The following is a 22,718-nucleotide window of genomic DNA, read 5'->3' as shown; positions in this document are numbered from 1 at the left end:
ATTCAATTCAATAAAATCTAGCAAAATTGTAGATGATAAGGCCTATATTTGTAATTTAGAATCAGTATAAAAAAGCGAAGGATAAAGAGCGCATGAGTTTTACTAAAAATGATGTAAAAGAAGCACTACAAACAATTACTCTTGCCGGTGATGGCAAGAATATGGTAGAAAGTGGTGCAGTACGAAATATAATGACCTTTGCAAATGAGGTAGTGGTCGATTTAACATTGACAACTCCTGCAATGCATATTAAAAAAAGAGCAGAGGCCGATGTAATCAAGGCAATCAAAGAAAAAGTATCGGAGGATGCGAAGATTACGGTCAACATAAAAATAGATGCTCCTAAAAACCCTAATGAAATTAAGGGTAAACCGATGCCCGGTATTAGCAATATTATTGCTGTGGCTTCTGGTAAAGGTGGAGTTGGGAAATCGACAGTAACCGCTAATCTAGCAGTTACCTTAGCCAAGATGGGTTTCAAAGTCGGTATTTTAGATGCTGATATTTATGGTCCATCAGTGCCAATTATGTTTGATGTTGAGTTTGAAAGGCCTTTGGCCGTTAATGTGGATGGAAAATCGAAAATGAAACCGGTCGAAAGCTATGGCGTGAACGTGCTATCAATCGGGTTTTTTACCAAACCAGATCAAGCTGTTATATGGCGTGGACCAATGGCAGCAAAAGCGCTAAATCAAATGATTTTTGACGCTGCTTGGGGTGATTTAGATTTTTTATTACTCGATTTACCTCCAGGAACAGGCGATATTCATTTATCGATTATGCAGTCGTTGCCCATAACAGGAGCTGTTGTAGTAAGTACACCACAACACGTCGCATTAGCTGATGCTAAAAAAGGAGTGGCAATGTTTCAGCAAGAAAACATCAATGTACCCGTTTTAGGTATTGTTGAAAATATGGCATACTTCACACCAGAAGAATTGCCAGAAAATAAATATTATATTTTTGGCAAAGAGGGTGCAAAGAATTTGGCTGAAGATCTTGCAATTCCATTTTTAGGAGAGCTTCCATTAGTGCAAAGCATTCGAGAAGCAGGAGATGTGGGAAGACCAGCAGCCTTGCAGATGGGTACACCTTTGGAAGAAGCTTTTGATGAGCTTACCAAAAACATTGTGCAAGAAGTAGTAAATCGTAATGACGAATTACCACCGACTGAGGCTATTAAAATAACAACAATGGCGGGTTGTTCCGCTGTAAAAAAGTAAGTATGACAACTGAAGAGATCAGGTTAAATGTAGAAAAGGCATTAGAAGAGATTCGTCCGTTTCTAAAATCGGATGGAGGTGACATTTCATTGCTAGATATTGAAGATGATAAGCGGGTTAGAGTTCAGCTTGAAGGTGCTTGCGTAGGATGCAGCGTAAACCAAATGACCTTAAAATCTGGAGTTGAAATGACCATTAAGAAATATGCTCCACAAATTGAAGAGGTAATTAATGTTGAACCTGCCTAAGAAATTGCCAATGTCGATTGCTATTTGAGCGCGCTATAATTTAAGTAGCTGCAAGGCTTAGATAGCACAAAATTTTCTCCTTTAAAAAATGATCAAAACAGATATATTAATTATCGGCGCTGGACCAACTGGTCTTTTTGCCGTTTTTGAAGCAGGTTTACTCAAACTAAAATGCCATTTAATCGATGCACTTGCACAACCGGGCGGACAGTGCACAGAGATATATCCTAAAAAACCCATCTATGATATTCCTGCTTTTCCAGAAGTATTAGCTGGCGACTTGGTGACCAATCTAATGGAACAGATCAAGCCGTTCGAGCCTGGATTTACATTGGGAGAACGAGCAGAAACAATCGAAAAACAAGACGACGGTAGTTTTATAGTAACTACAAATAGAGGGACTCAACATCATGCTCCAATTGTTGCCATAGCTGGTGGCTTGGGGAGTTTTGAGCCAAGAAAACCACCTTTAGAGAATATTGCTAAGTTCGAGGATAAAGGTGTCGAGTATATCATTAAAAATCCAGAAATATATCGAGAGAAACGTATCGTCATTGCCGGAGGTGGTGACTCTGCGCTTGATTGGGCGATTTATTTGGCCAATGTTGCTGGCGAGGTTGTACTGGTTCATCGCCGCAATGAATTTAGAGGAGCACTAGATTCGGTCGAAAAAGTAGCTGAGTTAAAAGCTCAAGGTCGTATTCAATTAATAACACCAGCTGAGGTAACTGCTTTAAACGGGACTGATAAGCTAGAGGGTATTACTATTCAAAAGAAAGATGAAGATCCAATTAACCATCCTTGCGATCATTTTATTCCACTTTTTGGACTAGCGCCTAAATTAGGACCTATTGCAAATTGGGGACTAGAAATTGAAAAAAATGCGATTGTTGTCAATAATTCGTTAGATTATCAAACCAACATTCCCGGCATCTATGCCATCGGAGATGTAAATACCTATCCAGGTAAATTGAAATTGATTTTATGCGGTTTTCACGAGGCTACGCTAATGTGTCAAAGTGCATATCAACGAATCAATCCAGGCAAAAAAAATGTATTAAAATATACTACAGTAAGTGGAATAAGCGGATTTGACGGCAGTAAGAAAGAAGCACCAAAAGCAGTAGTAAAATCAATTAATTAGTTGCAAGTAACATGTCAGACGTAACAATTAAAATCACTGATAGAGAAGGTGAGGTTCACAAAGTTCAAGCACCAACAGATATGGCTATGAACCTTATGGAGGTTTGCAAGGCGTATGAACTTCCCGTTGAAGGCACCTGTGGCGGTATGGCTATGTGTGCTTCTTGCCAATGTTATGTATTGTCCGATCACGAACTTCCAGAAATGAGTATAGATGAGGACATGATGCTAGCAGAAGCATTTTATGTTAAAGACAATAGTCGTCTAGGTTGTCAAATTCCGATTACCGAAGAATTAGAGGGATTGGAGGTCGAATTGGCTCCTGAAAGTTAAGCTTGCTGGTAACTGGTTAGTAATTCAGGTCCTTCTAATACAGCACGTTCGATTTTTAAAACGCCATTATCGGTTGTTGCAACATACCATTTTATTAAACTAATTCTTCCGTTTTCTATTTCAATACCAGTAATACTCCTAGGGTGTACACAACTACCGTCATTAAAAAAAGGAAATTTATCTTCAGGATGAGCAAATCGAGGACGATGTGTATGTCCCACTATAGTCATGATGTTATTGTTAGCAGCAATCCATTTTTTAATTCTACGCTCGATTTTCATCAGTTCTTTGTAGTTTTTTGCCGGACTCGTTGGGTCGGCTATACCAACCACTTGTAGTGGTTTCCATAATATGCGGACTAGAAAACGACTCACTCTCCAAAAAAGATAATTCCACCAATCTGCCTGATGTCCATGTGACAAAAAAATCTCCTTTTTAGTATCGGTATGTTGTAAAACTACTGCTTCATGAATTTCAATTTTGGGAAATAATTCTTCTTCACAACCAAAACGCTCATCAAAATATTTGTAAAGGTGTTTTTTTACATAACTCTCATCTCGATATACCATGTCGTGATTTCCCCAAATACGATGTAGTCGACCTTTGGCATGAAACATTTGCATTAGCTGGTATACGTTTTTGTGCGCTGCTAGAATCTGTTCAAAAGTTAGATTTTCCCATAATTCATCACCATCACCAAGTTCAATATAGGTGTAATCTTCTTGATAATATTGCTTTAAGGCATGAAAGTAGATGTTTCGATTATTGCTAAAATCATCCGCAAAACTGTTGTCACCACGATGACAATCACTAAACAGTATAATCTTAGAGCTGTCATCAAAATCAATCCGTTTGGCATTATTATATGCTCTAGTCAGTCGGGTTTGTGATGACATATTTAAAAGGGTTGGTTTTATAATTAGTTAGTCTTGAACACTGAATCAACGCGATTCGGGATCAGGTTAGATCTTCATTTGTTCAATAAAAGTAGTGATTAATAGCAGATTATGCCCTGTAAGGTTTAACAGATATTTACGTCTAAAACATGCTAAATTAACTTAATTTTGTATTGAACATACCAAAATGAGCGAGTTAACCAAAGACTACATATCACCATTAAGACTAAAAATTAGCTTTAATAAATTATTAGAGCAATATGAGCAATTGGTGGATAGTAGCGATGAAATAGTTGCGGAAAACGCTCGAAAAATGCTTGCTATTGCAAATGAGTATCCTGAGCTGCGTGATGGTTTTGAAGAACTTGAGAAGCTAGAATTGTACAAGCCACAAATAGCTCAATTACTGCGTGATACATTTTCTCCTGTTCTTACTAATAACGAGATAAAAGCTGCAACAATACCATTTCATAAAACAATTTTCAATTCTTCTAGCAGATTTAAAAAAATAGTAGAAGAAGCTGGTGAAGATTTTGATCTGGAGATTACTAATATGAGTGACGACCAATTTTATATTATGGGTTGTGTTGTCGCCTTGCAAATGTGTCATGGGTATAACCTGGATTTTAGAAGACCTTTTTATTTTGAAATCCCAGATAAAAATGGAATTACTAAATACTATCGCATTTTATACAATGCTGATTTTATGGAGGTAACCGCCAATAAGAATGCATTGCCCATTACTCAAGAAGATGTTGATGAGTTGATGGACAATTTTGAGAATGTTGAACTTTGGAAAGAGAAGTTTCCGGTAGATAGTTATGACTCTAGAGGCTTCATCATAGCTAATATGTTCGATGCTACGGCTGATGTATCAATTTCCAATATTAAGTCAACTTTAATAAAGGCTGATAAACGACAGAGCGAGAATTTCATGACAGACTTTCATGGGGTATTCCAGTCGTTTTTCAACATCCCCGACCTTCAAGTTGGGTTTTCCGTATTCAACGAAGAAGAGCAAACTTTCGAGCGAGTTTACGGAAAAGGAATAAAGAGTTATTTATTATTTGATAAGGATCAAACTTCCTGTAATGATATCTTATGCAAGGGCTCGTATCAATCGCTAATTACAGATAAAACATATTTCGCCATTTCGGACGTAGAAAAGTATTACGAAATGTCAAAAGGGCAAGATCCTTATAAATCCCTTTATGAAAATGGGATTAGAAGCGTCATTTTTGCTCCAATTGTTTATGAAGATGAGTTATTAGGCATTATAGAACTTGTTTCTAAACAAAAAAGAATGCTCAATAGTGTAGTAGCGAACAAGCTTGAAGATATTATGCCGTTTATTGTTTCATCGGTACAGCGGTCTAAAAATGAAGAAGAGAATGAGATCGAGGCTATCATTCAGCGAGAATGTACATCGATCCATCCAAGTGTTTTTTGGCGTTTTGAAAAAGAAGCGAAGAACTTTATAAAGAGCGAATACAAAGGGGAAAAACCAGTATTTAGTAATATCTCTTTTGACAATGTTTACCCATTATATGGGCAGATCGATATCAAGGGATCTTCAGACGCTAGAAATCAAGCAACCAAATTAGACTTGACGGAACAATTGCATGCTGCCAATGCTGTAATTCAGGTTGCCGCTAGGTTTGAATCATTACCTATTTACGATCAGTTATCCTATCAAATAGAGCGTATGCTTGAAGATATTCAAAACTTTTTTCAAGTTGATAGCGAACAACAAATATCAGAGTTTCTTCATACAGAAGTACACCCACTATTTAAACATTTAGAGAAGAAAAGTGGTGATTTATACCAGAGAGTAGACAAATACTATAAGCTGTTAGATGATAGTTTAGGATTGGTTTACAACCATCGAAAGGATTATGATAACACAGTTTCAATGGTTAACCAGCGAATGGCTGAAATGCTAGACAAAAAGCAAAAAAGTGCGCAGAAAATGTATCCTCATTATTTTGAGCGTTTTAAAACTGACGGTGTCGAGCATAATATGTATATCGGCGAGTCGATAACAAAAGAAGAAAGCTTTAATCCGCTTTATTTGCGAAACCTTCGTTTATGGCAACTTCAAGTCATGTGCGAAATGGAAAATGAATACTACCATATGCGCTCTGACTTTCCTATGCAGTTAGACGTCGCATCAATGATATTGGTCTTTAGCAGTCCTCTAAGTATTAGCTTTCGTATGGACGAAAAGCAATTTGACGTAGACGGCACGTACAATGCGCGTTACGAAGTCGTTAAAAAGCGTGTAGATAAGGCGATTATTAAAGGTACCACCAAACGAATTACGGAAAAAGGGAAGATCACAATTGTTTATGCTCAAAAAAGTGATGAGATCGAGTACCTCGATTATATCAGATTCCTTCAATCTAAAAACTATTTAGATAAACGTATTGAGATCGTTGAATTAGAAGATCTTCAGGGGGTTACCGGACTTAAAGCCATTCGAGCTGATGTGTTATATAGTAACGAAAAAGACGAAAAACTATTTACCTATAACGATTTGATGAAAGAGCTAGAGGCTTAGTTTTGTCCTTTTTAATTACTAGGAAAACCCGGTGCCGCTTTCAGAGCGAGTTGCTTGAATTCATCTTCAGAAATTGCCTTAGTAAAATCTGGCGTATCAATTAAGACTGGTTCTTCATGCCAAGTAATCGACTTAAGTTCGAATTGCATAGCACTTTTAGCCACCACCACCAGGCCTGGAAGTCCTGAATATTGGCTAGGGCCATATGGCATTTTGATATCTGTAGAAAACCAAACCTCACTAGGATATTTTTTATTTTTCTCAACCTTTTTAGTCGCTTTTTGACAGTGATATCCGTTAATTGTTTTAGTTTCGGGCCATATCTGCCAATCGTTTAAGTCAATATTTACTAAATAGTTATCGTTGAGAATTGATGTTTGTTTATATAGCTTTAGTTTTTCTTTGTCAAAGTAAAATTGTTTTTTTCCTCCTGCAAAAATATGAGTTATGTTTGGTACGGTGAAACTTTGTTCTAAGCCCGGTTCTACATAGTAAAATGAATGATTTTTAGTAAACATTAAAGTACTTTCAACATCTAAGGCTTGATTTATAAAGTTATTAGCCATTAGTTTAGACTCGTCATCTTCCAGGCTATTAATCGATGCAGCTTTTTTAATATCAGGATTTATACTTACTGTATATGTTACAGTAGCACTTTTTGTTTGTTGTGCATTTGTTAAAAGAAAGCCGGTCGCAATAAGAATAACTGAAAGAATAAAACGCATATATGGATTTTTTTTAAGTTTATACACAAGAATCTTACCCAATTTAAGTCATACTATAAAACTTAAACGCAATGCCAAAAGCAATCACCGAAATAATAATGCCTATCATAAATATGGCATAAGTGAGTCGCAGTATTTTATATTTTCTGTGTAGCACCTTTCCTAAAAAGTAAAGATCTTTAGTCATTGAAGAATACAAATAATCTTTATCTTTTAATACCTCTTGTATTGCCCATTCGAAATCATCAAGTCTCATTTTGTGAAAGTTTCCAAAAAACAATAAATTCACTTTTTTGTTAGTGACATCTTCCTTAGAAAACTGACCACTTGTTACATTCGGGCGCGTTGCTAACACCGACAAAAACATCGATGCTACGCTAAAAATTATAAAAATAACTGTTGGGACAATAAGGTATTCGTTAGAAGGGTTATCTAGCTTAGGAATTAAATTTGATAGTGCTAGTGAAATGATAATCGCATTTACCGATAGTAAAATATTCGCTTTTGTATCGGCAATATCACTTAAGGTAATGTGATTTCTAAGTGTTACACGAAACATAGTTTCAACCCCTCGTTCGGGCATCGCCGCCTTTTTCTTTTTAAAGGCAAATTCTTCTTCCTTCTGCTTTTTTCTGTCAGCTTGTTGCTCAAGTTTTTTGATTCTTTTATAAAGCAAAGCAAGATTGCGCTCTTTTCCTTTTTGCCATTTTTCTTGTGCATACTTGGTATAGTACTGATGTTCTGAACTCATAAAACGGGCATTTTCTTTGGCCCATTCCATATCAGAAAACGACTTGATCCCTAACTGGTCAAGTTCCTCTCTGAGCAACTCGTTGGTTTCGGTATAGCTTTTAGCAGCAAAGTGAGAACAGTCGGCATCCTTAATTATTTTTTCTAATAATGATGCTGGTTCTGCATTCATTTTAGTAGCGAGAATACACCTTTTTACCTCATCAATAATGGGTTGACTAACTTTTTTAGATTCTAAAAATTCGGTTGCTATTGCTGCGCCATTTTCTTCATGATTTTCATGCCCTTTTGTAAATCCCGTATCATGAAACCAACCAGCTATTTGTAAGATGATCTTTTCCTCATCATTTAGTGATTCTTTTTCAATAAGGGTATTTACATTTTTTACAACCCTAATTGTATGGTACACATTATGGTATATATATGTATGCGATAATTTTTCTTTTAAAAGGGAAATAACATAGTTTTCAGTATCTATGAGAAGTTGTTCCATACAAATGAATTAATTTAGTACTAATTTAAACATTAATTGTTACTAAAGGGTTTATGGGTAAAAGGGGGCTTCATTATCTTGTAATCGTACTAATATTAAGTGCTTGTGCCACTTTTAAACCACAATATTTAGACGAAGGAAAACAATCAACCTTTCCTGAAGAAAAGACGATTACGCATTCCTTTTATTTACTAGGAGATGCAGGTTTGTCCGAAATGGACAAAACAGCTCCAGCCATATCGGCTTTTAAAAATGCATTAAGTGTTGCGTCGAAAAACAGTACCGCTATTTTTTTAGGAGACAATATATATCCCGACGGACTGCCCAATAAAAAACATCCTGACAGAAAAATTGCCGAACATCAATTAAACGTGCAAACAGATGCAGTTGCTAATTTTAAAGGGAGAACGATGTTTATTCCTGGTAACCACGACTGGTATAGTGATGGTCTTGAAGGACTTAGTAGACAACAAAATTATATTGAAAAAAGACTAGAAAGCAAGAAGGTTTTTTACCCTGAAGATGGTTGTCCATTAAAGCAGGTGAAAGTAAATGATGATATCGTTGTAATTGCTATTGACACACAATGGTATCTAGCTAATTGGGACAAGCACCCCACGATTAACGATGATTGCGAGATAAAAACGCGTACTAAGTTTTTTGACGAACTCGAAGGTTTGATTAAAAAAAATAGAGGTCGTACTACTATTCTAGCAACACACCACCCTATGTTTACTAATGGTCCACATGGTGGTCAGTATTCGGTGAAACAGCAGTTTTATCCAACAGGGAAAGGATTTCCGCTACCAATTTTAGGTTCCATTGCTAACTTAATAAGAAAAACAGGAGGAATATCGCCTCAAGATTTACAACACAAAAGGTATCGCGAACTTCGAAAGCGCATTATCACCCTAGCACAAGAGTCTGAAAAGGTGATTGTAGTTTCTGGCCATGAGCATTCACTACAATATATAGTTAATGATAACACGGTTCAAATAGTCAGCGGTTCAGGTTCTAAGAAATCAGCGACAAGAACTATAGATGGCGGTCAGTTTTCTTATGGTAAAAACGGATTTGCACGCCTTGATATTTTTGAAGATGGATCTTCATTTGTTCGGTTTTATGCCGTTGAGGGGAGTAATACACAAGAAGTGTATAGTACGGAAGTACTGAAGGCAAAAAACAAGCAAATTCTAACTGATTTTGGAGATAACATTCCGTCTAGTGTTTCAGCTTCAATTTATACAAAAGAAGAAGTAACTAAAGGAAAGGTTTTTAAAGGTTTATGGGGGGAACGTTATCGTAAATATTATGGTACTAAGGTCGATGTACCCACAGTATTATTAGACACCTTACTTGGAGGCCTTAGTCCAATTAGAAAAGGAGGTGGTCATCAATCTAAATCGTTGCGATTGCAAGATAAAGACGGGCGAGAATATGTAATGCGAGCATTAAGAAAAAGCGCGTTACAATATCTTCAGGCAGTAGCCTTTAAAGATCAATATGTACAAGGACAGTTTGAAAACACCTATACTGAGAAACTCTTACTAGATGTTTTTACGGGTTCACATCCATATGCTCCTTTTGTGGTAGGGAAATTGGCAGATGAGGTTGAAGTGTTTCACACAAATCCAACGTTGTATTACGTTCCAAAGCAAGCTGCTTTGAATGAGTTTAACAACGAATTTGGAAATGAATTGTACATGATCGAGGAGCGAGCCGCTTCAGGTCATGGTGATAAATCAAGTTTTGGATTTAGCGATGAACTTATCAGTACTGATGAGCTATTTGAGAATCTTAGAAAAGATGAAAAATATAAGCTCGATGAAGAATCTTATATACGAGCGAGGCTTTTCGATATGGTAATAGGAGATTGGGATCGACATGAAGATCAATGGAGGTGGGCTGAATTCGAAGAAGGCGATCACATAGTCTATAGACCGGTGCCAAGAGATCGAGATCAGGCATTTTCTATTATGTCCGATGGTTTTTTACTTGGTTTTGGTGTGAAAATCATACCTACTATCCGTCTACTTACTTCATATAACGAAAAACTAAGAAGCACAAAGTGGTTTAATGTGGAGCCTTATCCTCTTGATATGGCACTCATTGATGGTTCAAATAAATCAGTTTGGGATGCTCAGGTTCAAGCTATCAAAAACGGATTGACAGATGAAGTTATTCACGAAGCATTTAGGCAAATGCCTGCAGAAGTTCAAGATGAGACGATTACCGAAATCAAGCTGAAACTAAAAGGGCGTCTACGCAATTTGCAAAAAATTTCAGATGAGTATTATAAACATATGAATCGTTTTACAGTGGTAAAAGGTACAGATAAAGACGATTGGTTTGATATTGAAGCGCTTGAAGACGGTAATATTAAGGTTACCGCCTTTCGAATTAAAAAGGGAAAGAAGGCATCAAAGTTTCACGAACGAGTATATAGCAAAGAGGATACTAAAGAAATATGGATATATGGTTTAGATGATGATGATCATTTTGAAGTAATTAAGGGAGGAAAAAGCAAGATCAAAGTTCGCTTAATTGGTGGTCAAAATAAAGACACCTATGTTCTAAATGGCAACGGACGAACCCATATATATGATTTTAGATCGAAGAAGAGTGAAGTAACTGGTAATAAAGCGAACATTCATTTTACCAATGATTACGAAACCAATGTGTATGATTATAAAAAGATTAAAAACAACGTTAACCAATTACTGCCAATAATTGGTTTTAACCCCGATGACGGATTCAAAATTGGGGTAAACAACAAATTCACCTATAATGGTTTTGCTAGAAACCCGTTCACCCAACAGCACACCCTAAATGCAAATTACTTTTTTGCTACAAGCGGATTTTCATTGGCGTATGAAGGTGAGTTTGCCAAAGTATTTGGTAACTGGAACTTTATGATCGAAGGGCTTTTTACGAGTTCAAATTACGCCATTAACTTTTTTGGTTTTGGTAATGAAACGGAAAATTTTGACGATGATCTTGGTTTGAATTTTAACAGGGTCCGACTTTCAACGTCGCGATTTGCACCTTCGTTAGTTTGGCGTGGTGAGTTAGGGGCTAAGTTCCAAGCTGGAGTTTCTTATGAAAATATTGAAGTAGAACAAACAGCAGATCGTTTTATTAATCAGTTTTTAAATACTACAGGAGAGATATCTCAAAACTTTTTTGGCACTGATGCAAAATATACTTTTAGTAATGTAGATAATATTGCTTTTCCAACCTTGGGTATGGGGGCGGAGTTACACGGGGGTTTTAAGGTAAACGCCGATGATACAAGAAGAGCATTTGCGTATTTAGTTCCTAGTTTGTCTTTTAATCATAAATTAGTGCCAAATGGGGGTGTTGTATTGGCGACAAAGATCAAAAGTCACCTCACTTTTGGTGATGATTTTGAGTTTTATCAAGCTGCCAGCATTGGCGCTAATGATGGCCCTCGAGGTTATCGAAATCAACGTTTTACGGGTAAAAGTTCATTTTATCAAAATACTGACCTACGCTTTAATATTCAGGATATAAAGTCTGGTTTAGTGCCATTAAATATTGGATTTTATGCTGGATTTGACTACGGTAAAGTGTGGGTGCCTAACGAGGTGAGAACGGCATTCAATACGTCTGTCGGTGGCGGAGTTTTTATCAATGCAGTAGATATGCTAACAGCCAATATTTCTTTCTTCGGTTCAGAAGATGGAGGGCGTTTTGCATTCCGTTTTGGGTTTGGGTTTTAATATAGTTATAGCGTTCAATGAATTCCGAAATATCATCTTATCCAAATACATATTTACAAATAGAACTAGATCAAGGAGAACAAATTCTTACCGAAAGAGGTGCAATGATTTTTGCTCAAGGCGATTATAGTATAAGAACAAAATACGAAGCCAAAAATTTGAATAGTTGGATACTTAGAATTTTTGACGGCAAAAGTTTTAGATATAATATATACCAGGCAAAATCAAAAACATCCTTGGTGTTTACACCTGATAAGAACGGTGAACTTCTAAAACTTGATGTAAGTGATAGCAGATCGATTATAATTGAACCATCGGCTCACTTCGCGCGTATAGGGGAAGTCGAACTTACAATGATTAAACAAAGTGCATTTAAAATTTTTTGGGATGGATTTAAAATGAGAACCAGGGGAAACGGTGAGTTGGTGCTTGTTGGCTATGGGAAAATCATTGAAAAAGTAATAGATTCTGAAAATGAGATTTGGGTTGATGAAGATTACTTATTAGCATATGACGAAAGTTTAGACGTTCGAGCTGTAACGAGGGGGGTTAGGGAATTGGTAAGTAGTGGAGAAGGATTCTTATACGCCATAAAAGGAAAAGGTAGTATCTGGCTACAAACTAGAGAAGAAAGTAGCATGAAGAGCGGCGGCGGAATAATTAGCAGTATTCTAGGATTTTTCAGATAAGACTATTTTACTCTCGATGGTGCTTGCCTTACCCTAAAATATGCAACCACTGAAACTAGTACAACTAATATCACTAGAACATAAATAAACTTAGGAATTGGCAAAGGATCTCCCGCAGCATAACTATGCAATCCTGACAGGTAATAGTTCACTCCAAAACTGGTCATTATGATTGATCCAAATGCAAATACACTTGCGGTATTCAATGCATAACGGCTTCGTAATCCAGGAATAAAGCGTAAGTGAAGTACTGCAGCATAAATGATTATACTTATTAATGCCCAAGTCTCTTTTGGGTCCCAGGCCCAGTAGCGTCCCCAACTTTCATTTGCCCAAATCCCACCTAAGAAAGTTCCAACGGCTAGTACGAACAATCCAATGGTCATTGCTATTTCGTTAATATAGGTCAGTTCTTTGATCTTTACCGTAATAGTGGCAGCGTGTTTCTTGGTTTTAAATATCATCAGTAGTAATGCCATTAATCCAAGTATTGCCGAAAGTGCCAGAGGAGCATAACTACTTACAATAGTGGCGACATGTACTTTTAGCCAGTAAGATTTCAATACTGGCATTAAATTGGTGATTTCGGGATTTATCCAATCGAGGTAACTAACGAATAACAAAGTGCCCGTAAATAGCGTAGCCAAGGGCAATGAAAAGTCCGATTTCCGATAGGTCAGTATTCCACATAGCATGAGCACCCATGCGACGAAAACAAGCATTTCGTAACCGTTGCTCCAAGGAGCATGTTGGGCTACATACCAACGTAAAATTATATTTCCAGTGAATACCAATAGACTAATAAGTGATAATATGACCAAGGTATTCCACAGTATATTGGTCAGTTTGTTGTTTGTAAATATGCGTATAATAGACAATGCGAGTAGGATAAAACCTAGCGTAAAAAATAATTGAAACAACCAGAAGTTCAGATTCATTTCATTGTACCACAATTCAGCAGCTACTCGGTTATCATTTGGTATTATTTCTTTTCCTAAGACATCTTGATAGGTTTTGATATAGCTTAGGTCTTCGTTTGCCTTTGCGTAATTTTTGGTATTTAATGCGTTGAAATAATTTGGTATAATACTTTGAACAAAGTCAGCATTTTCTCGACTGAAATTACTAAAATCATGAGTATAGCTATACCAAGTATTATTCTCATCATCTTTCCTGGGAAATATCTTTAAATAGTTCCCCGAGAATACATTAAAAAGAATATTAAACCGTTCGTCAATGTTCAACATTTCTTTATCAAACTCATTCCGGTTGGCAGGTTTTTTGGCATTGGCAGCTTCAACTGATTCTGCAAGAATATATTTTCCTTCTGCATTTAGTAATGCATTGAATGAAACTAAATCTTGATCTGTAGAAATCAATGGAGCTAAAATATCTCCTCCTTTTTTCTTATCTATTTTAATAATGGGGATGCGTTGCCAAGCTTTAGGGTCGGCATGCATGGCAAGAAAAGCTTGATCTGCAGTAAAACGAACTTGCTGATTGCCCACTTCAAATTTATAGTAAGGCTTCCTAGAGACTTTGCGCAAAAACTCGGATGCTAGTGTATTGATTGGTTTTATGCGTCCGTCAAGGTCCTGCACCATCAATCTACCAAATAAACTGGCGTGCGAAGCTTCTATTTCTTGTGCGCTTATTTGCTCTTTAATTTTTACTACAAGAGAATCGTTGTATGTATTTGCTGAGGTTAAGGAAAAACTAGCTACTACTAATAATGTTGTTAAAGCCGGTTTAGGTTTTAGTTTCTTCAATTTTTTGTTGATTTCTACAAAACGAGAACCTTTGCCAAAAAGCGTCCAGAACATGCCTAATCCCATTAAAAAATAGCCTAGATAACTAACATAGGTGCCCCATTGATCGTGATTAACGGATAGTACAGTTCCAAGTTCATCGGTATCATAGCTAGCTTGAAAAAATCGATAACCACCATGATCGAGTACATTATTCATAAAAATGCGATATGGCTCTTCTTGATTATTCTCCACCACTGCCACTTCACTAGCATAAGAGGATGGGCTAGTAGATCCTGGATAACGTTCTAGTTGAAAATCATACAGTTTAATACTAAAAGGAATGGTTATTGGGATTGATCCATATGCGAACGACATCTGGGCTCCTTTAATTTCAACATCCTGCCAAATGGGCAAATGACCTTCTCTATAAAAAAGGCTAACTTCCTTAGTAGTTTCTCCTACGCTTAAATTCAGTACAACAGCATCTTCTTTAAGCTCGTCATTATCTCTTGGTTTTTCGGCACTACTTACAAAATCTATAGTAGCATTTTCGTGATAAGAGAGCGGTACAAACGAAAAATCACCAGCTCGATATAAGGTTCTTAACTCCAAAGGTTGAAGGCTATCTTTTTCGATTTTTCCACCGGCTTGTTTAGCCATAATGTAGTAGTCAATGTCATGCGGACTTTTAATCTTTAACTCTCCATCAATATTTTGAAGTTGAATAGCTTCCTTATCATCAACACCAAATGCTATTTTATGACGGTGCTGTCCGATTTCCTCTATTTCACCTTTTTTTAGAAAAACAGTTTCACGACCATTTCCTGTTGAAATTACTAACTGCAAGATTGCTTCGCCTCCTTCTTTATTGTCTATGATTTCTGGAGTTGCATCAGCTATAAATCGGGAATGAGAAATGCTAATTGGAATATTGTTATGCTCAACATTAATAGTAAAATCATTATCCTTCAATGCGGAATAATAAAATTCCTTTCTAATATGAGTTGGGTTGGTATCATCTTTTACATGAACCTGAATAAAATTGCGATCTGAAATTACGGTATTAGATGTTTCACCTTCGCGTATTCGCATAACACCTTCGTAAGCGGTATACCGTGTTATTCCGGCACCTAAAATGATTACAATAAATGCCAAATGGAATAATAAAATACCCCATTTCTCTTTTCGCCATAGCCGGTACTTATATATGTTACCAGCAAAACAAATGGCAAGGAGTACCATAATCAATTCAAACCACCAAGCATTGTACACTAACACTCTTGCAGTAGCGGTTCCAAAATCATTTTCGATAAAAGTAGCAACGGCCATTGATACTGCAAAAGCTATCAATAGAAATACCGCCCAACTAGGTGAGAACAGTAGTTTTGAAATCTTTTTCATAGGCATTAAAAAGAGGGTGTCAAACACCCTCTAAAATGTATTTTTTGGATAAGTATCACTATTTTTTATCTTGAGTCAAACTAACCTTATCGGTGTCGTAGGCAGCCTCTCGTTTTTTGGCTTTTTCCAACCATTCGGGAACAAGGCTTTTAGTAAAACGTTCTTTATCAGCCTCCATTTTTTCAATGTCAAGGCCAATAAATTTTTGGGCTTTTTCTTTTGTGTCAATATCGGGCAGAGGAAGTTCTTCATTAAATCCTAAAGAAGCCAGCAATCTAGCCAGTTTCAATCTAGCATCTTGAACTTTATTTGTGCCACTACCTAAAACTCGTGCTGTTTCTACTGGTGAGTGAAACGAACCACCGTGAGCCGCCGATGCATAATCCCATCGCCATTGCGCGTGTCTGATGTCTTGTAAGATATCTTTCATTTGTTCTTCAGTAGCGCCTAATTCCCAAGCCTTACCGGCTTCAAGGTGTGCTCTTACTAGAGCATCTTCCAATTTCAATCTATTCTCAGCAGCTTTTTGTTGACGGTCATAAACGTTGGTAATTAATTCGGTAGCTTCTTCACGATGACAAACTTGACACGAATTGGCAACATTACTTAAAGGAGATTTAACATGGTGATCTGTGAATTTGACTCCACCCTCAGTTCGGTAGGGCATATGACAGTCAGAACATGAAACACCACGTTCAGCATGAATACCTGTCATGAAAATTTCATAACCTGGGTGTTGCGCTTTAAGCATAGGTGCTTTACTTATCGAATGAGTCCAATCCTTGAAATTAAGATCGTCGTAATATTTTTCCATGGCCTCTACGGTCATTCCATCCTTCCAAGGGAAAGTAAGGTAAGGTACTCCTTCTACTCCTGGTTTTTTCTTGTCAAAATAATACTCGACATGACACTGAGCACAAACAAGAGAACGCATTTCATTATGAGTGGCCTTTTCAATGTCTTTTCCCATCGCTTGAAACGCTTCGACTAGTGCCGGTCTCGAAATACGTAGCCCCATGTCTTTAGGATTATGGCAATCAGCGCAGCCAATGGCATTAACAACTTCCTCTCCTTTAGATGACCATTTACCAGAATAGAACTCCGCTATTCCTTTTTCATTCATTAAACGTGGTACATCAGGGCTTTTACAGGTCCAACAGGTGGAAGGCATTGGGCCATCATCTGGTCCAGTAGGGGCTCCTGTTCGTAGGGAATTATGTAAATCTTCAATAGCATATTGATGACCTCTACCTTGGTTGTAGTCTTTTGCAAAACCATAGCCAGCAAATAACATAACTAATCGTGGATCTTCTTCTAATACATCTCGCATTTTTGATCCACCTTGATAGGACGCGAAAGAAGTATCAGTAGTTTGCAGAAATGATTGATACTCTTTAGGGAAAGTTTTACCCCAAACCTCATTTCTAGGTTCATTTTCAGAAATATTAAATTCCGGAGTATAGGCAAATTGCGCTTCAGATTTCCTGTTGACGACGCTAGAGGCTAAAAGGCCTAAACAAAAAACAACTACGATTGTAATTACTAATAATACCCAATTTTTCATAAGCTAAAATATATTTTATTTCTCCTGTACCGCCTCTTTCAGCCATTCAGGAATTTTGGTTTTTTCATCTAATTCATCAGTGGGCTTAGGTGCAATATGATATGTTATTGAACTACTTCCATGTACGTCTCCGTGAGGCACATTCTGATGACATGACCAACATGTTCTTTTAGTACGATTATCTATATGATCATCAAGGTAAGTGGTCAGCTTGCTGTCAGTTACTTGACCAACATGACAACGAATACAATTCTGTTGTACCACCGCTTCTGAATCTTCTTTAATACGAATTACCTGTGGTTCATTGCGAGCTGTAAAAACCGAAGCATGGTATAATCCATCTTTAGCTTTGAAGTAATACTTTTTAGCTACATTATCTTGTGGGACATGACAATCGTTACAACTAGCAACTTTGTGGTGGGAACTATTAGACCAGCTTTTATAAACTGAAGTCATTACATGACAATTAATACAGGCTTGAGGGTCATCTGACAAATAAGAAACAACTTCAGCTTCTTTGGCAACAAACAATCCTAATCCTAAAAACGCACCTAGCATCAATACTGCTATTGACCTCCAATTTGACCCCTTTTTAGGTAGAAAACGATCTTTTAAATCCATATTGCTGCTTATGAGGTGGTTAGATTCTTCAATTTACTAAAAAATGCCAAGACCATTGCTATTAAAAAATGGTTTATTAGTTACTTGTCGAAGTGAATAGTGTTGGTCTAATTAACAACCGCGCCCATGCCCAATTATTTGTATTGTTATTAGGACGTCCACCTTTTATTAAACTCATACTATCTCCTGCGAACATATGAGAATACCCTAAATTAAGCACCACATTTTTGATTAGTTCTTTTTGGGTGAATACAATATCAATTTCAGTACCCAAATAACTATTAGCATTGTTTGCTAATTCAGCATTTGCTAAAAAATAATGGCCTTTTACCAGTAAAGTTGATCGCTCCCCTGTTTTGAAAACAGCTTTTGCGTATATGTCATTCAGGCCAACGTTGTTGGCATGATTTCCTACATAGAAGTAATCCATAAAACCGTTGAATTTATGATTAGTACCATATAACGGGAAGAATGATTTGTTATCGCCAGTACTTCCCTGATCAGTACCGCTAAGTAGTTCAAACCCGAGTCCGAATACAGTTTTCTGAGGTTTGTAGATTGCCTCTAAAGAAACATCATAGGAACTCAAATCTGTATTTGCGTTTGCTTTGCCGAATTGATAATAGGCGAATCCATTCATTTTTATAGAACCTATTGGAAACGAGTAGAAACCGCCGGCAGTATGTCTATAAAATGTGCCATCTGGAATATCATCGTTTATACCTGTAAATTTCTGGAATCCTGTATTCAGGAATAAGAAGCTAGCTGATGATTTTTCCCATTGTTTTTTCAAGTAAGCATATTGCATTGCTTTGTAGGTAAAGAAACCTGTGATATCAAACCCGGTGCCTTCAGTTTGTCCTGCAGTTTGCTGGCTAAACGCGAAACCAAAATGAGCTTTAAACTTATCTTTTTCATATTTAATTAAAGCTGCATCATGAAAGCGACCTTGCATGGCCCAATCGAGTCCACCAAAAATACGCTGATCGTCATAAGAGATTATTTGACGACCTAATTTAGTCGACCAAAATTCATCTAATTTTAGTTCTGCCCATGCTTGAAATAGAGAAAACGAATCATTACCATCGACCGGCAGAATCTGTCTAGTGTCGCCCCAAGTACTTACGTCTTGTACTGCAACCATCAACGACAGATTTTCTAATCCGTATTTAATGTTAAGGCGTGTGCGCTGTGTAACAAATGCCGCCGGTTCTGCATTATCCGGAAATAGATTTCCAAATCCGTGACGATATTCGAATCGAGGCCTGATATCTGCATCAATCTTAAGTTGAGCAAAGCAATTAATAGAAGATAGAGCAAATAACAAACATAAAACTAGTTGTAGTTGAGTTTTCATTTTTATGATTATTTTAAGACATCAAAATAACTTCATAAAAATATGGAATAGGATGACATTTGTCATTCTTCTTAAAAAGAATTCAAAATGAAGTAGTTAAGTAATTTTCAATATTACTTAAGCATAAAGGAGTACAAATTTTGACCTGAGAGTTGATATAACTCATCAGAAATTAAAATAGTAGTATCGTCCAAAAAACAAACGGATTCTTTTTGTGAGCGATGTCCCAATGGAATGTTATTAAGTGTAGCCGATGCGATTGTTTTTTCATTAAAATTGTCAATCGTCCATAATCGGTCGTAACCTAATAAAACAACCTTTTTGGTAGTTGGGTTAATAGCTGCTGACGTAATTTGACACTCTTTTGATTGCTCACAAGTTTTAAGCTTCGCTAATAAAGTTGCTTTGTGTTTTCCAGATTCTGCAGGTACTTTATAAACTAAAAATGTACCATCAAAGTGCTTTTTCGAGGATCGATTTCGGGTAAAGAGATAAAGGTTATTGTCCAAGTAAAAAAAAGCTTCTACATCAAAAAGCAATTTTTTATCTTTTGGAGGATAGTTCAGTTGTTCAGGAAAACTAAACTCAATTTTTTCAGACTTTAATTCATCATTTTCGCTCAATTCTGGATTGGGTATCTTATAAATGCTGAGTGTTTTTCTTTTGTTTGTATTATTACCAAAATCCCCTATATAGATGTTTCCTTCCTCATCTTTGGTTAGGTCTTCCCAATCTTTATTTTTAGCACCTTTAATTTTTATGTCCCTAATGAGCTGACCTTTTTCATTTACACCATATAAATGATCTTTATTTCCAGAATCGTTTACGAACCAGAATAATCCATTTTCTGAGATTTTTGAAATGCCTGAATTTTCCTCAAGTACATCTGGTAGTTTAGTGATGTACTTAAGTTGGCCGTAGTCTTGAGTACAGCCTACAAACGTTAGACATGACAATAAGTTAGTTATCAGATTTTTCATCAAGAGGCATATATATTTCAGCTAGCCAACTTAGTTCGTTCCCACCAGTACTCGGATTATTATGAAAGACCTCAATAGGACTATTTTTAATACTAATTTTGTTTTTTCTAGCATATGTACGCAATGCGTACCATGCTCGGTCTGATGATAAATAGTTGCCGTTGTATGAGGCTTTTATTGCTTTAAAACCTTCAACTTTCTTAAACCGAATATTATTGAGTTTAGGTAAGGAGTCAGGTTTTATAATAGGGTAACAGAAATTGTAATGAATACTGTCATTTGTCATATCCCATTTTGTGACTTCTACAAAGGGAAGGCCTTTTAACTCGATGCCGTTAGCAATTAAAACGGAGTTTAAGAACGAATAATTATTCATCATCCCAAAGGCCTTATCAGATTGTTTCATTTTTAAGGAAACATAGGCACAGTATCTTGATTTAAACGTATCATTACCATCAACTGAAACTTTAAAACCTTCTATATGACTAGTTAACGCTTTGTTGAAATCTAAAATTGTCCGCTTTGTGGTTTTTTCAAATGCTGTTTCACTGAAAGGCGTTGTAATTCTATTTATTAAACTGTTGCTCTTGTCAGTTACATATACTTTAATAGTTGAGGTACTATCTGTCAATGGAGTAATTTTCCATTTATAGATATAACTTGAATCTGAAATAGAAAGGTGCTGTGTTAGATTCACTAAATCCGAATCAAATTCCACCCTTGAATTTTCTAAACTATTGCTCCAAACCTTAAGTGTTTGATTAATAGCACCCGGAAATGTTTTTACTTTAATACTTCCTAAGAAATCATAGGGCTTAATAAACAGATACCAAACTAAGAAACCAACTATCGTAAATGAGATAAGTGCGATAATTCTCTTTTTCATCAATGAAAACAGCTTATTATTTAGGGTTGTACATATTTAAATGCTGCACAACAAAATCGCCTAGATCACGACCTTGTTTTACACCAACTTCTACGGCAGCTCTATAATGAATGCCTCCATACATACGGCTAATGGCGGCCTCATCGGCAGCAGCTTTAAACGATTTGAAATTTCTGATTGGAAGCCCGTACGGTAGTTCAGTATCATCAGCAAAGGCAAAATTATCACCATAGATTGATGTTAATGCCGTAGAGGCTGCACCTGAAACGACACTATGTCCACTGGTGTATTCTGGAAAAGGAGGTGTTTGCAAAATAGGCTGCCAGCTGTCATCAATATGCTCATTAATCAATGTCTCTGGTCTAATTAGATTGCTTCGGTATTTTTCATCCCAACAACTAATAAATGCATCTGCAATGGCTATCGATGTTTTCGTATAAGTATACGCAGTTTTAGCGAAATCAGAATTACTATTCTTGGCAGCGATTTTAGCTATACCTATCCAATGTGCTCCAGGAGTTATTTTTTTGGTAGCAAACATTAAATGCCCACGCGTAACTGAAACATAAGGATTACAATCCCAAAATTGTGCTATTTGAATTTCTTCTGATGTATCTCCTTTTTCTGTGATTTGCTCACTAATATCATACACTTCTTTTACCTCTTTATAGAAAGTAGAATTCTTTTCCATCGAGAATGGAGGTGGTGGAGTTGGTTTAAATTGTGCCGCGGAATCGATTATGAAGGGCCTAATTTTGTTCCAATGCGGCTCTATCCCATCCATATATGCCGGTGGAGTTGGCTGCCATCTAGAAGCATCTTCAGCATCAATAGAGAACTTTGGCATCGTACGTGTTTGCTTGTAATTATCTTTGTCAAACCAGTCGGCAATATGCTGGGCTACTTCTAAGCCGTAATCTTTAGATTTTATAAATTCATCCCGATTAGTTTTTTCCCACTTTTCATATAAACTATCGCGATATACTGTTAGCTTGTCTTCGGAGAAGATAAGCCTTCTACTTATGTCAAGATGCGCTACAATGGCCGCTAACTCATAATTTATGGCCTTAGTTTCTTTTGGTACAGGAATGGCAGTAAGCGAACGTACTTGACCAGCAAGAGAAGTATATTGGTCATCTTTTAATGCAATTATTTCATAGGCAGCAATATTAGGATACGCATAAATTCTGCTAGCTACTGGTGGTGAGAATATATCGTGAATCATAATCTCGGTCATTTTATCAATTGCGTTATGAAGCTCTTCGGGATTTACATTGATTGGTTTTACTTCTTTGGGTTTACATGAAGCTACTACCAACACCATCAATACACATATTTTAAAAAGGTGGTTCATG

General features: G+C 36.6%; 17 protein-coding genes. 7 read left to right on the top strand and 10 right to left on the bottom strand.

Features of this window, described 5'->3' with window-relative positions; all coding sequences use genetic code 11:
- Positions 1 to 92: 92 nt before the first annotated feature.
- From GWK10_RS06955 to GWK10_RS06940, 4 genes are all read left to right on the top strand, one after another.
- Positions 93 to 1,223 (top strand): Mrp/NBP35 family ATP-binding protein, encoded by a 1,131-nt coding sequence (locus tag GWK10_RS06955; RefSeq protein WP_164030747.1) that lies wholly within the window; start codon positions 93 to 95, stop codon positions 1,221 to 1,223.
- 2 nt (positions 1,224 to 1,225) lie between these two features.
- On the top strand, positions 1,226 to 1,471 hold the full coding sequence (locus GWK10_RS06950) for a NifU family protein (RefSeq protein ID WP_164030744.1): 246 nt from the start codon (positions 1,226 to 1,228) through the stop codon (positions 1,469 to 1,471).
- A gap of 88 nt (positions 1,472 to 1,559) precedes the next feature.
- Positions 1,560 to 2,615 carry an NAD(P)/FAD-dependent oxidoreductase gene (locus GWK10_RS06945; RefSeq protein ID WP_164030741.1) on the top strand — a complete coding sequence of 352 codons (1,056 nt, stop codon included), beginning with the start codon at positions 1,560 to 1,562 and terminating at the stop codon, positions 2,613 to 2,615.
- 11 nt (positions 2,616 to 2,626) lie between these two features.
- On the top strand, positions 2,627 to 2,947 hold the full coding sequence (locus tag GWK10_RS06940; protein ID WP_164030739.1) for a 2Fe-2S iron-sulfur cluster-binding protein: 321 nt from the start codon (positions 2,627 to 2,629) through the stop codon (positions 2,945 to 2,947).
- On the opposite strand, the gene GWK10_RS06935 is transcribed toward GWK10_RS06940, so the two are convergent.
- Positions 2,944 to 3,843, bottom strand: coding sequence for a metallophosphoesterase (locus GWK10_RS06935; RefSeq protein ID WP_164030736.1), 900 nt, complete (start codon positions 3,841 to 3,843; stop codon positions 2,944 to 2,946). The genes GWK10_RS06940 and GWK10_RS06935 overlap by 4 nt on opposite strands.
- Positions 3,844 to 4,030: 187 nt before the next feature.
- Between GWK10_RS06935 and GWK10_RS06930 the strand changes: the two genes are divergently transcribed.
- Entirely contained in the window at positions 4,031 to 6,403 is a 2,373-nt protein-coding gene (locus GWK10_RS06930) for a GAF domain-containing protein (protein ID WP_164030733.1), read from the top strand.
- An 11-nt stretch (positions 6,404 to 6,414) separates the two neighbouring features.
- Here GWK10_RS06930 and GWK10_RS06925 read toward each other — a convergent pair whose 3' ends face one another.
- Positions 6,415 to 7,128, bottom strand: coding sequence for a GLPGLI family protein (locus tag GWK10_RS06925; protein WP_164030731.1), 714 nt, complete (start codon positions 7,126 to 7,128; stop codon positions 6,415 to 6,417).
- A 43-nt stretch (positions 7,129 to 7,171) separates the two neighbouring features.
- Complete coding sequence (locus GWK10_RS06920) at positions 7,172 to 8,371, bottom strand: Pycsar system effector family protein (RefSeq protein ID WP_164030727.1); 1,200 nt, start codon at positions 8,369 to 8,371, stop codon at positions 7,172 to 7,174.
- Between the two features lie 53 nt (positions 8,372 to 8,424).
- Here GWK10_RS06920 and GWK10_RS06915 point away from each other — a divergent pair, with 53 nt between their 5' ends.
- Together GWK10_RS06915 and GWK10_RS06910 are read left to right on the top strand one after the other, a co-directional pair.
- Positions 8,425 to 12,114 (top strand): metallophosphoesterase, encoded by a 3,690-nt coding sequence (locus GWK10_RS06915; protein ID WP_164030724.1) that lies wholly within the window; start codon positions 8,425 to 8,427, stop codon positions 12,112 to 12,114.
- Positions 12,115 to 12,131: 17 nt separating this feature from the next.
- Positions 12,132 to 12,803 (top strand): TIGR00266 family protein, encoded by a 672-nt coding sequence (locus GWK10_RS06910; protein WP_164030719.1) that lies wholly within the window; start codon positions 12,132 to 12,134, stop codon positions 12,801 to 12,803.
- Positions 12,804 to 12,805: 2 nt separating this feature from the next.
- On the opposite strand, the gene ccsA is transcribed toward GWK10_RS06910, so the two are convergent.
- The 7 genes from ccsA to GWK10_RS06875 form a co-directional block, all read right to left on the bottom strand.
- Positions 12,806 to 15,955, bottom strand: coding sequence for a cytochrome c biogenesis protein CcsA (gene ccsA / locus GWK10_RS06905; protein WP_164030715.1), 3,150 nt, complete (start codon positions 15,953 to 15,955; stop codon positions 12,806 to 12,808).
- Between the two features lie 58 nt (positions 15,956 to 16,013).
- Positions 16,014 to 17,519 (bottom strand): ammonia-forming cytochrome c nitrite reductase, encoded by a 1,506-nt coding sequence (gene nrfA, locus GWK10_RS06900; protein WP_164030712.1) that lies wholly within the window; start codon positions 17,517 to 17,519, stop codon positions 16,014 to 16,016.
- 15 nt (positions 17,520 to 17,534) lie between these two features.
- On the bottom strand, positions 17,535 to 18,140 hold the full coding sequence (nrfH, locus tag GWK10_RS06895) for a cytochrome c nitrite reductase small subunit (RefSeq protein WP_164030710.1): 606 nt from the start codon (positions 18,138 to 18,140) through the stop codon (positions 17,535 to 17,537).
- A 76-nt stretch (positions 18,141 to 18,216) separates the two neighbouring features.
- Complete coding sequence (locus GWK10_RS06890; protein ID WP_164030707.1) at positions 18,217 to 19,497, bottom strand: alginate export family protein; 1,281 nt, start codon at positions 19,495 to 19,497, stop codon at positions 18,217 to 18,219.
- A 113-nt stretch (positions 19,498 to 19,610) separates the two neighbouring features.
- On the bottom strand, positions 19,611 to 20,477 hold the full coding sequence (locus GWK10_RS06885) for a hypothetical protein (RefSeq protein ID WP_164030705.1): 867 nt from the start codon (positions 20,475 to 20,477) through the stop codon (positions 19,611 to 19,613).
- A complete protein-coding gene (locus GWK10_RS06880) occupies positions 20,458 to 21,363 on the bottom strand; it encodes a GyrI-like domain-containing protein (RefSeq protein ID WP_164030703.1) in 906 nt (301 codons plus the stop codon). Before GWK10_RS06880 ends, GWK10_RS06885 begins: the two co-directional genes overlap by 20 nt.
- A 16-nt stretch (positions 21,364 to 21,379) precedes the next feature.
- Complete coding sequence (locus GWK10_RS06875) at positions 21,380 to 22,717, bottom strand: vanadium-dependent haloperoxidase (RefSeq protein WP_164030700.1); 1,338 nt, start codon at positions 22,715 to 22,717, stop codon at positions 21,380 to 21,382.
- Position 22,718: the final 1 nt, after the last annotated feature.

This window comes from Spongiivirga citrea (assembly GCF_010671565.1).
GTDB classification, from domain to species: Bacteria; Bacteroidota; Bacteroidia; order Flavobacteriales; family Flavobacteriaceae; genus Spongiivirga; species Spongiivirga citrea.
The sequence above is the reverse complement of the archived record's forward strand: the minus strand, read 5'-3'. Positions and strand labels throughout refer to the sequence as shown.

Excerpts from the sequence above, each read along its gene's own strand:
- GWK10_RS06955 (WP_164030747.1), top strand. The coding sequence starts at position 93 with ATGAGTTTTACTAAAAATGATGTAAAAGAAGCACTACAAACAATTACT.
- GWK10_RS06950 (WP_164030744.1), top strand. The coding sequence starts at position 1,226 with ATGACAACTGAAGAGATCAGGTTAAATGTAGAAAAGGCATTAGAAGAG.
- GWK10_RS06945 (WP_164030741.1), top strand. The coding sequence starts at position 1,560 with ATGATCAAAACAGATATATTAATTATCGGCGCTGGACCAACTGGTCTT.
- GWK10_RS06940 (WP_164030739.1), top strand. The coding sequence starts at position 2,627 with ATGTCAGACGTAACAATTAAAATCACTGATAGAGAAGGTGAGGTTCAC.
- GWK10_RS06935 (WP_164030736.1), bottom strand. The coding sequence starts at position 3,843 with ATGTCATCACAAACCCGACTGACTAGAGCATATAATAATGCCAAACGG.
- GWK10_RS06930 (WP_164030733.1), top strand. The coding sequence starts at position 4,031 with ATGAGCGAGTTAACCAAAGACTACATATCACCATTAAGACTAAAAATT.
- GWK10_RS06925 (WP_164030731.1), bottom strand. The coding sequence starts at position 7,128 with ATGCGTTTTATTCTTTCAGTTATTCTTATTGCGACCGGCTTTCTTTTA.
- GWK10_RS06920 (WP_164030727.1), bottom strand. The coding sequence starts at position 8,371 with ATGGAACAACTTCTCATAGATACTGAAAACTATGTTATTTCCCTTTTA.
- GWK10_RS06915 (WP_164030724.1), top strand. The coding sequence starts at position 8,425 with ATGGGTAAAAGGGGGCTTCATTATCTTGTAATCGTACTAATATTAAGT.
- GWK10_RS06910 (WP_164030719.1), top strand. The coding sequence starts at position 12,132 with ATGAATTCCGAAATATCATCTTATCCAAATACATATTTACAAATAGAA.
- ccsA (WP_164030715.1), bottom strand. The coding sequence starts at position 15,955 with ATGAAAAAGATTTCAAAACTACTGTTCTCACCTAGTTGGGCGGTATTT.
- nrfA (WP_164030712.1), bottom strand. The coding sequence starts at position 17,519 with ATGAAAAATTGGGTATTATTAGTAATTACAATCGTAGTTGTTTTTTGT.
- nrfH (WP_164030710.1), bottom strand. The coding sequence starts at position 18,140 with ATGGATTTAAAAGATCGTTTTCTACCTAAAAAGGGGTCAAATTGGAGG.
- GWK10_RS06890 (WP_164030707.1), bottom strand. The coding sequence starts at position 19,497 with ATGAAAACTCAACTACAACTAGTTTTATGTTTGTTATTTGCTCTATCT.
- GWK10_RS06885 (WP_164030705.1), bottom strand. The coding sequence starts at position 20,477 with ATGAAAAATCTGATAACTAACTTATTGTCATGTCTAACGTTTGTAGGC.
- GWK10_RS06880 (WP_164030703.1), bottom strand. The coding sequence starts at position 21,363 with ATGAAAAAGAGAATTATCGCACTTATCTCATTTACGATAGTTGGTTTC.
- GWK10_RS06875 (WP_164030700.1), bottom strand. The coding sequence starts at position 22,717 with ATGAACCACCTTTTTAAAATATGTGTATTGATGGTGTTGGTAGTAGCT.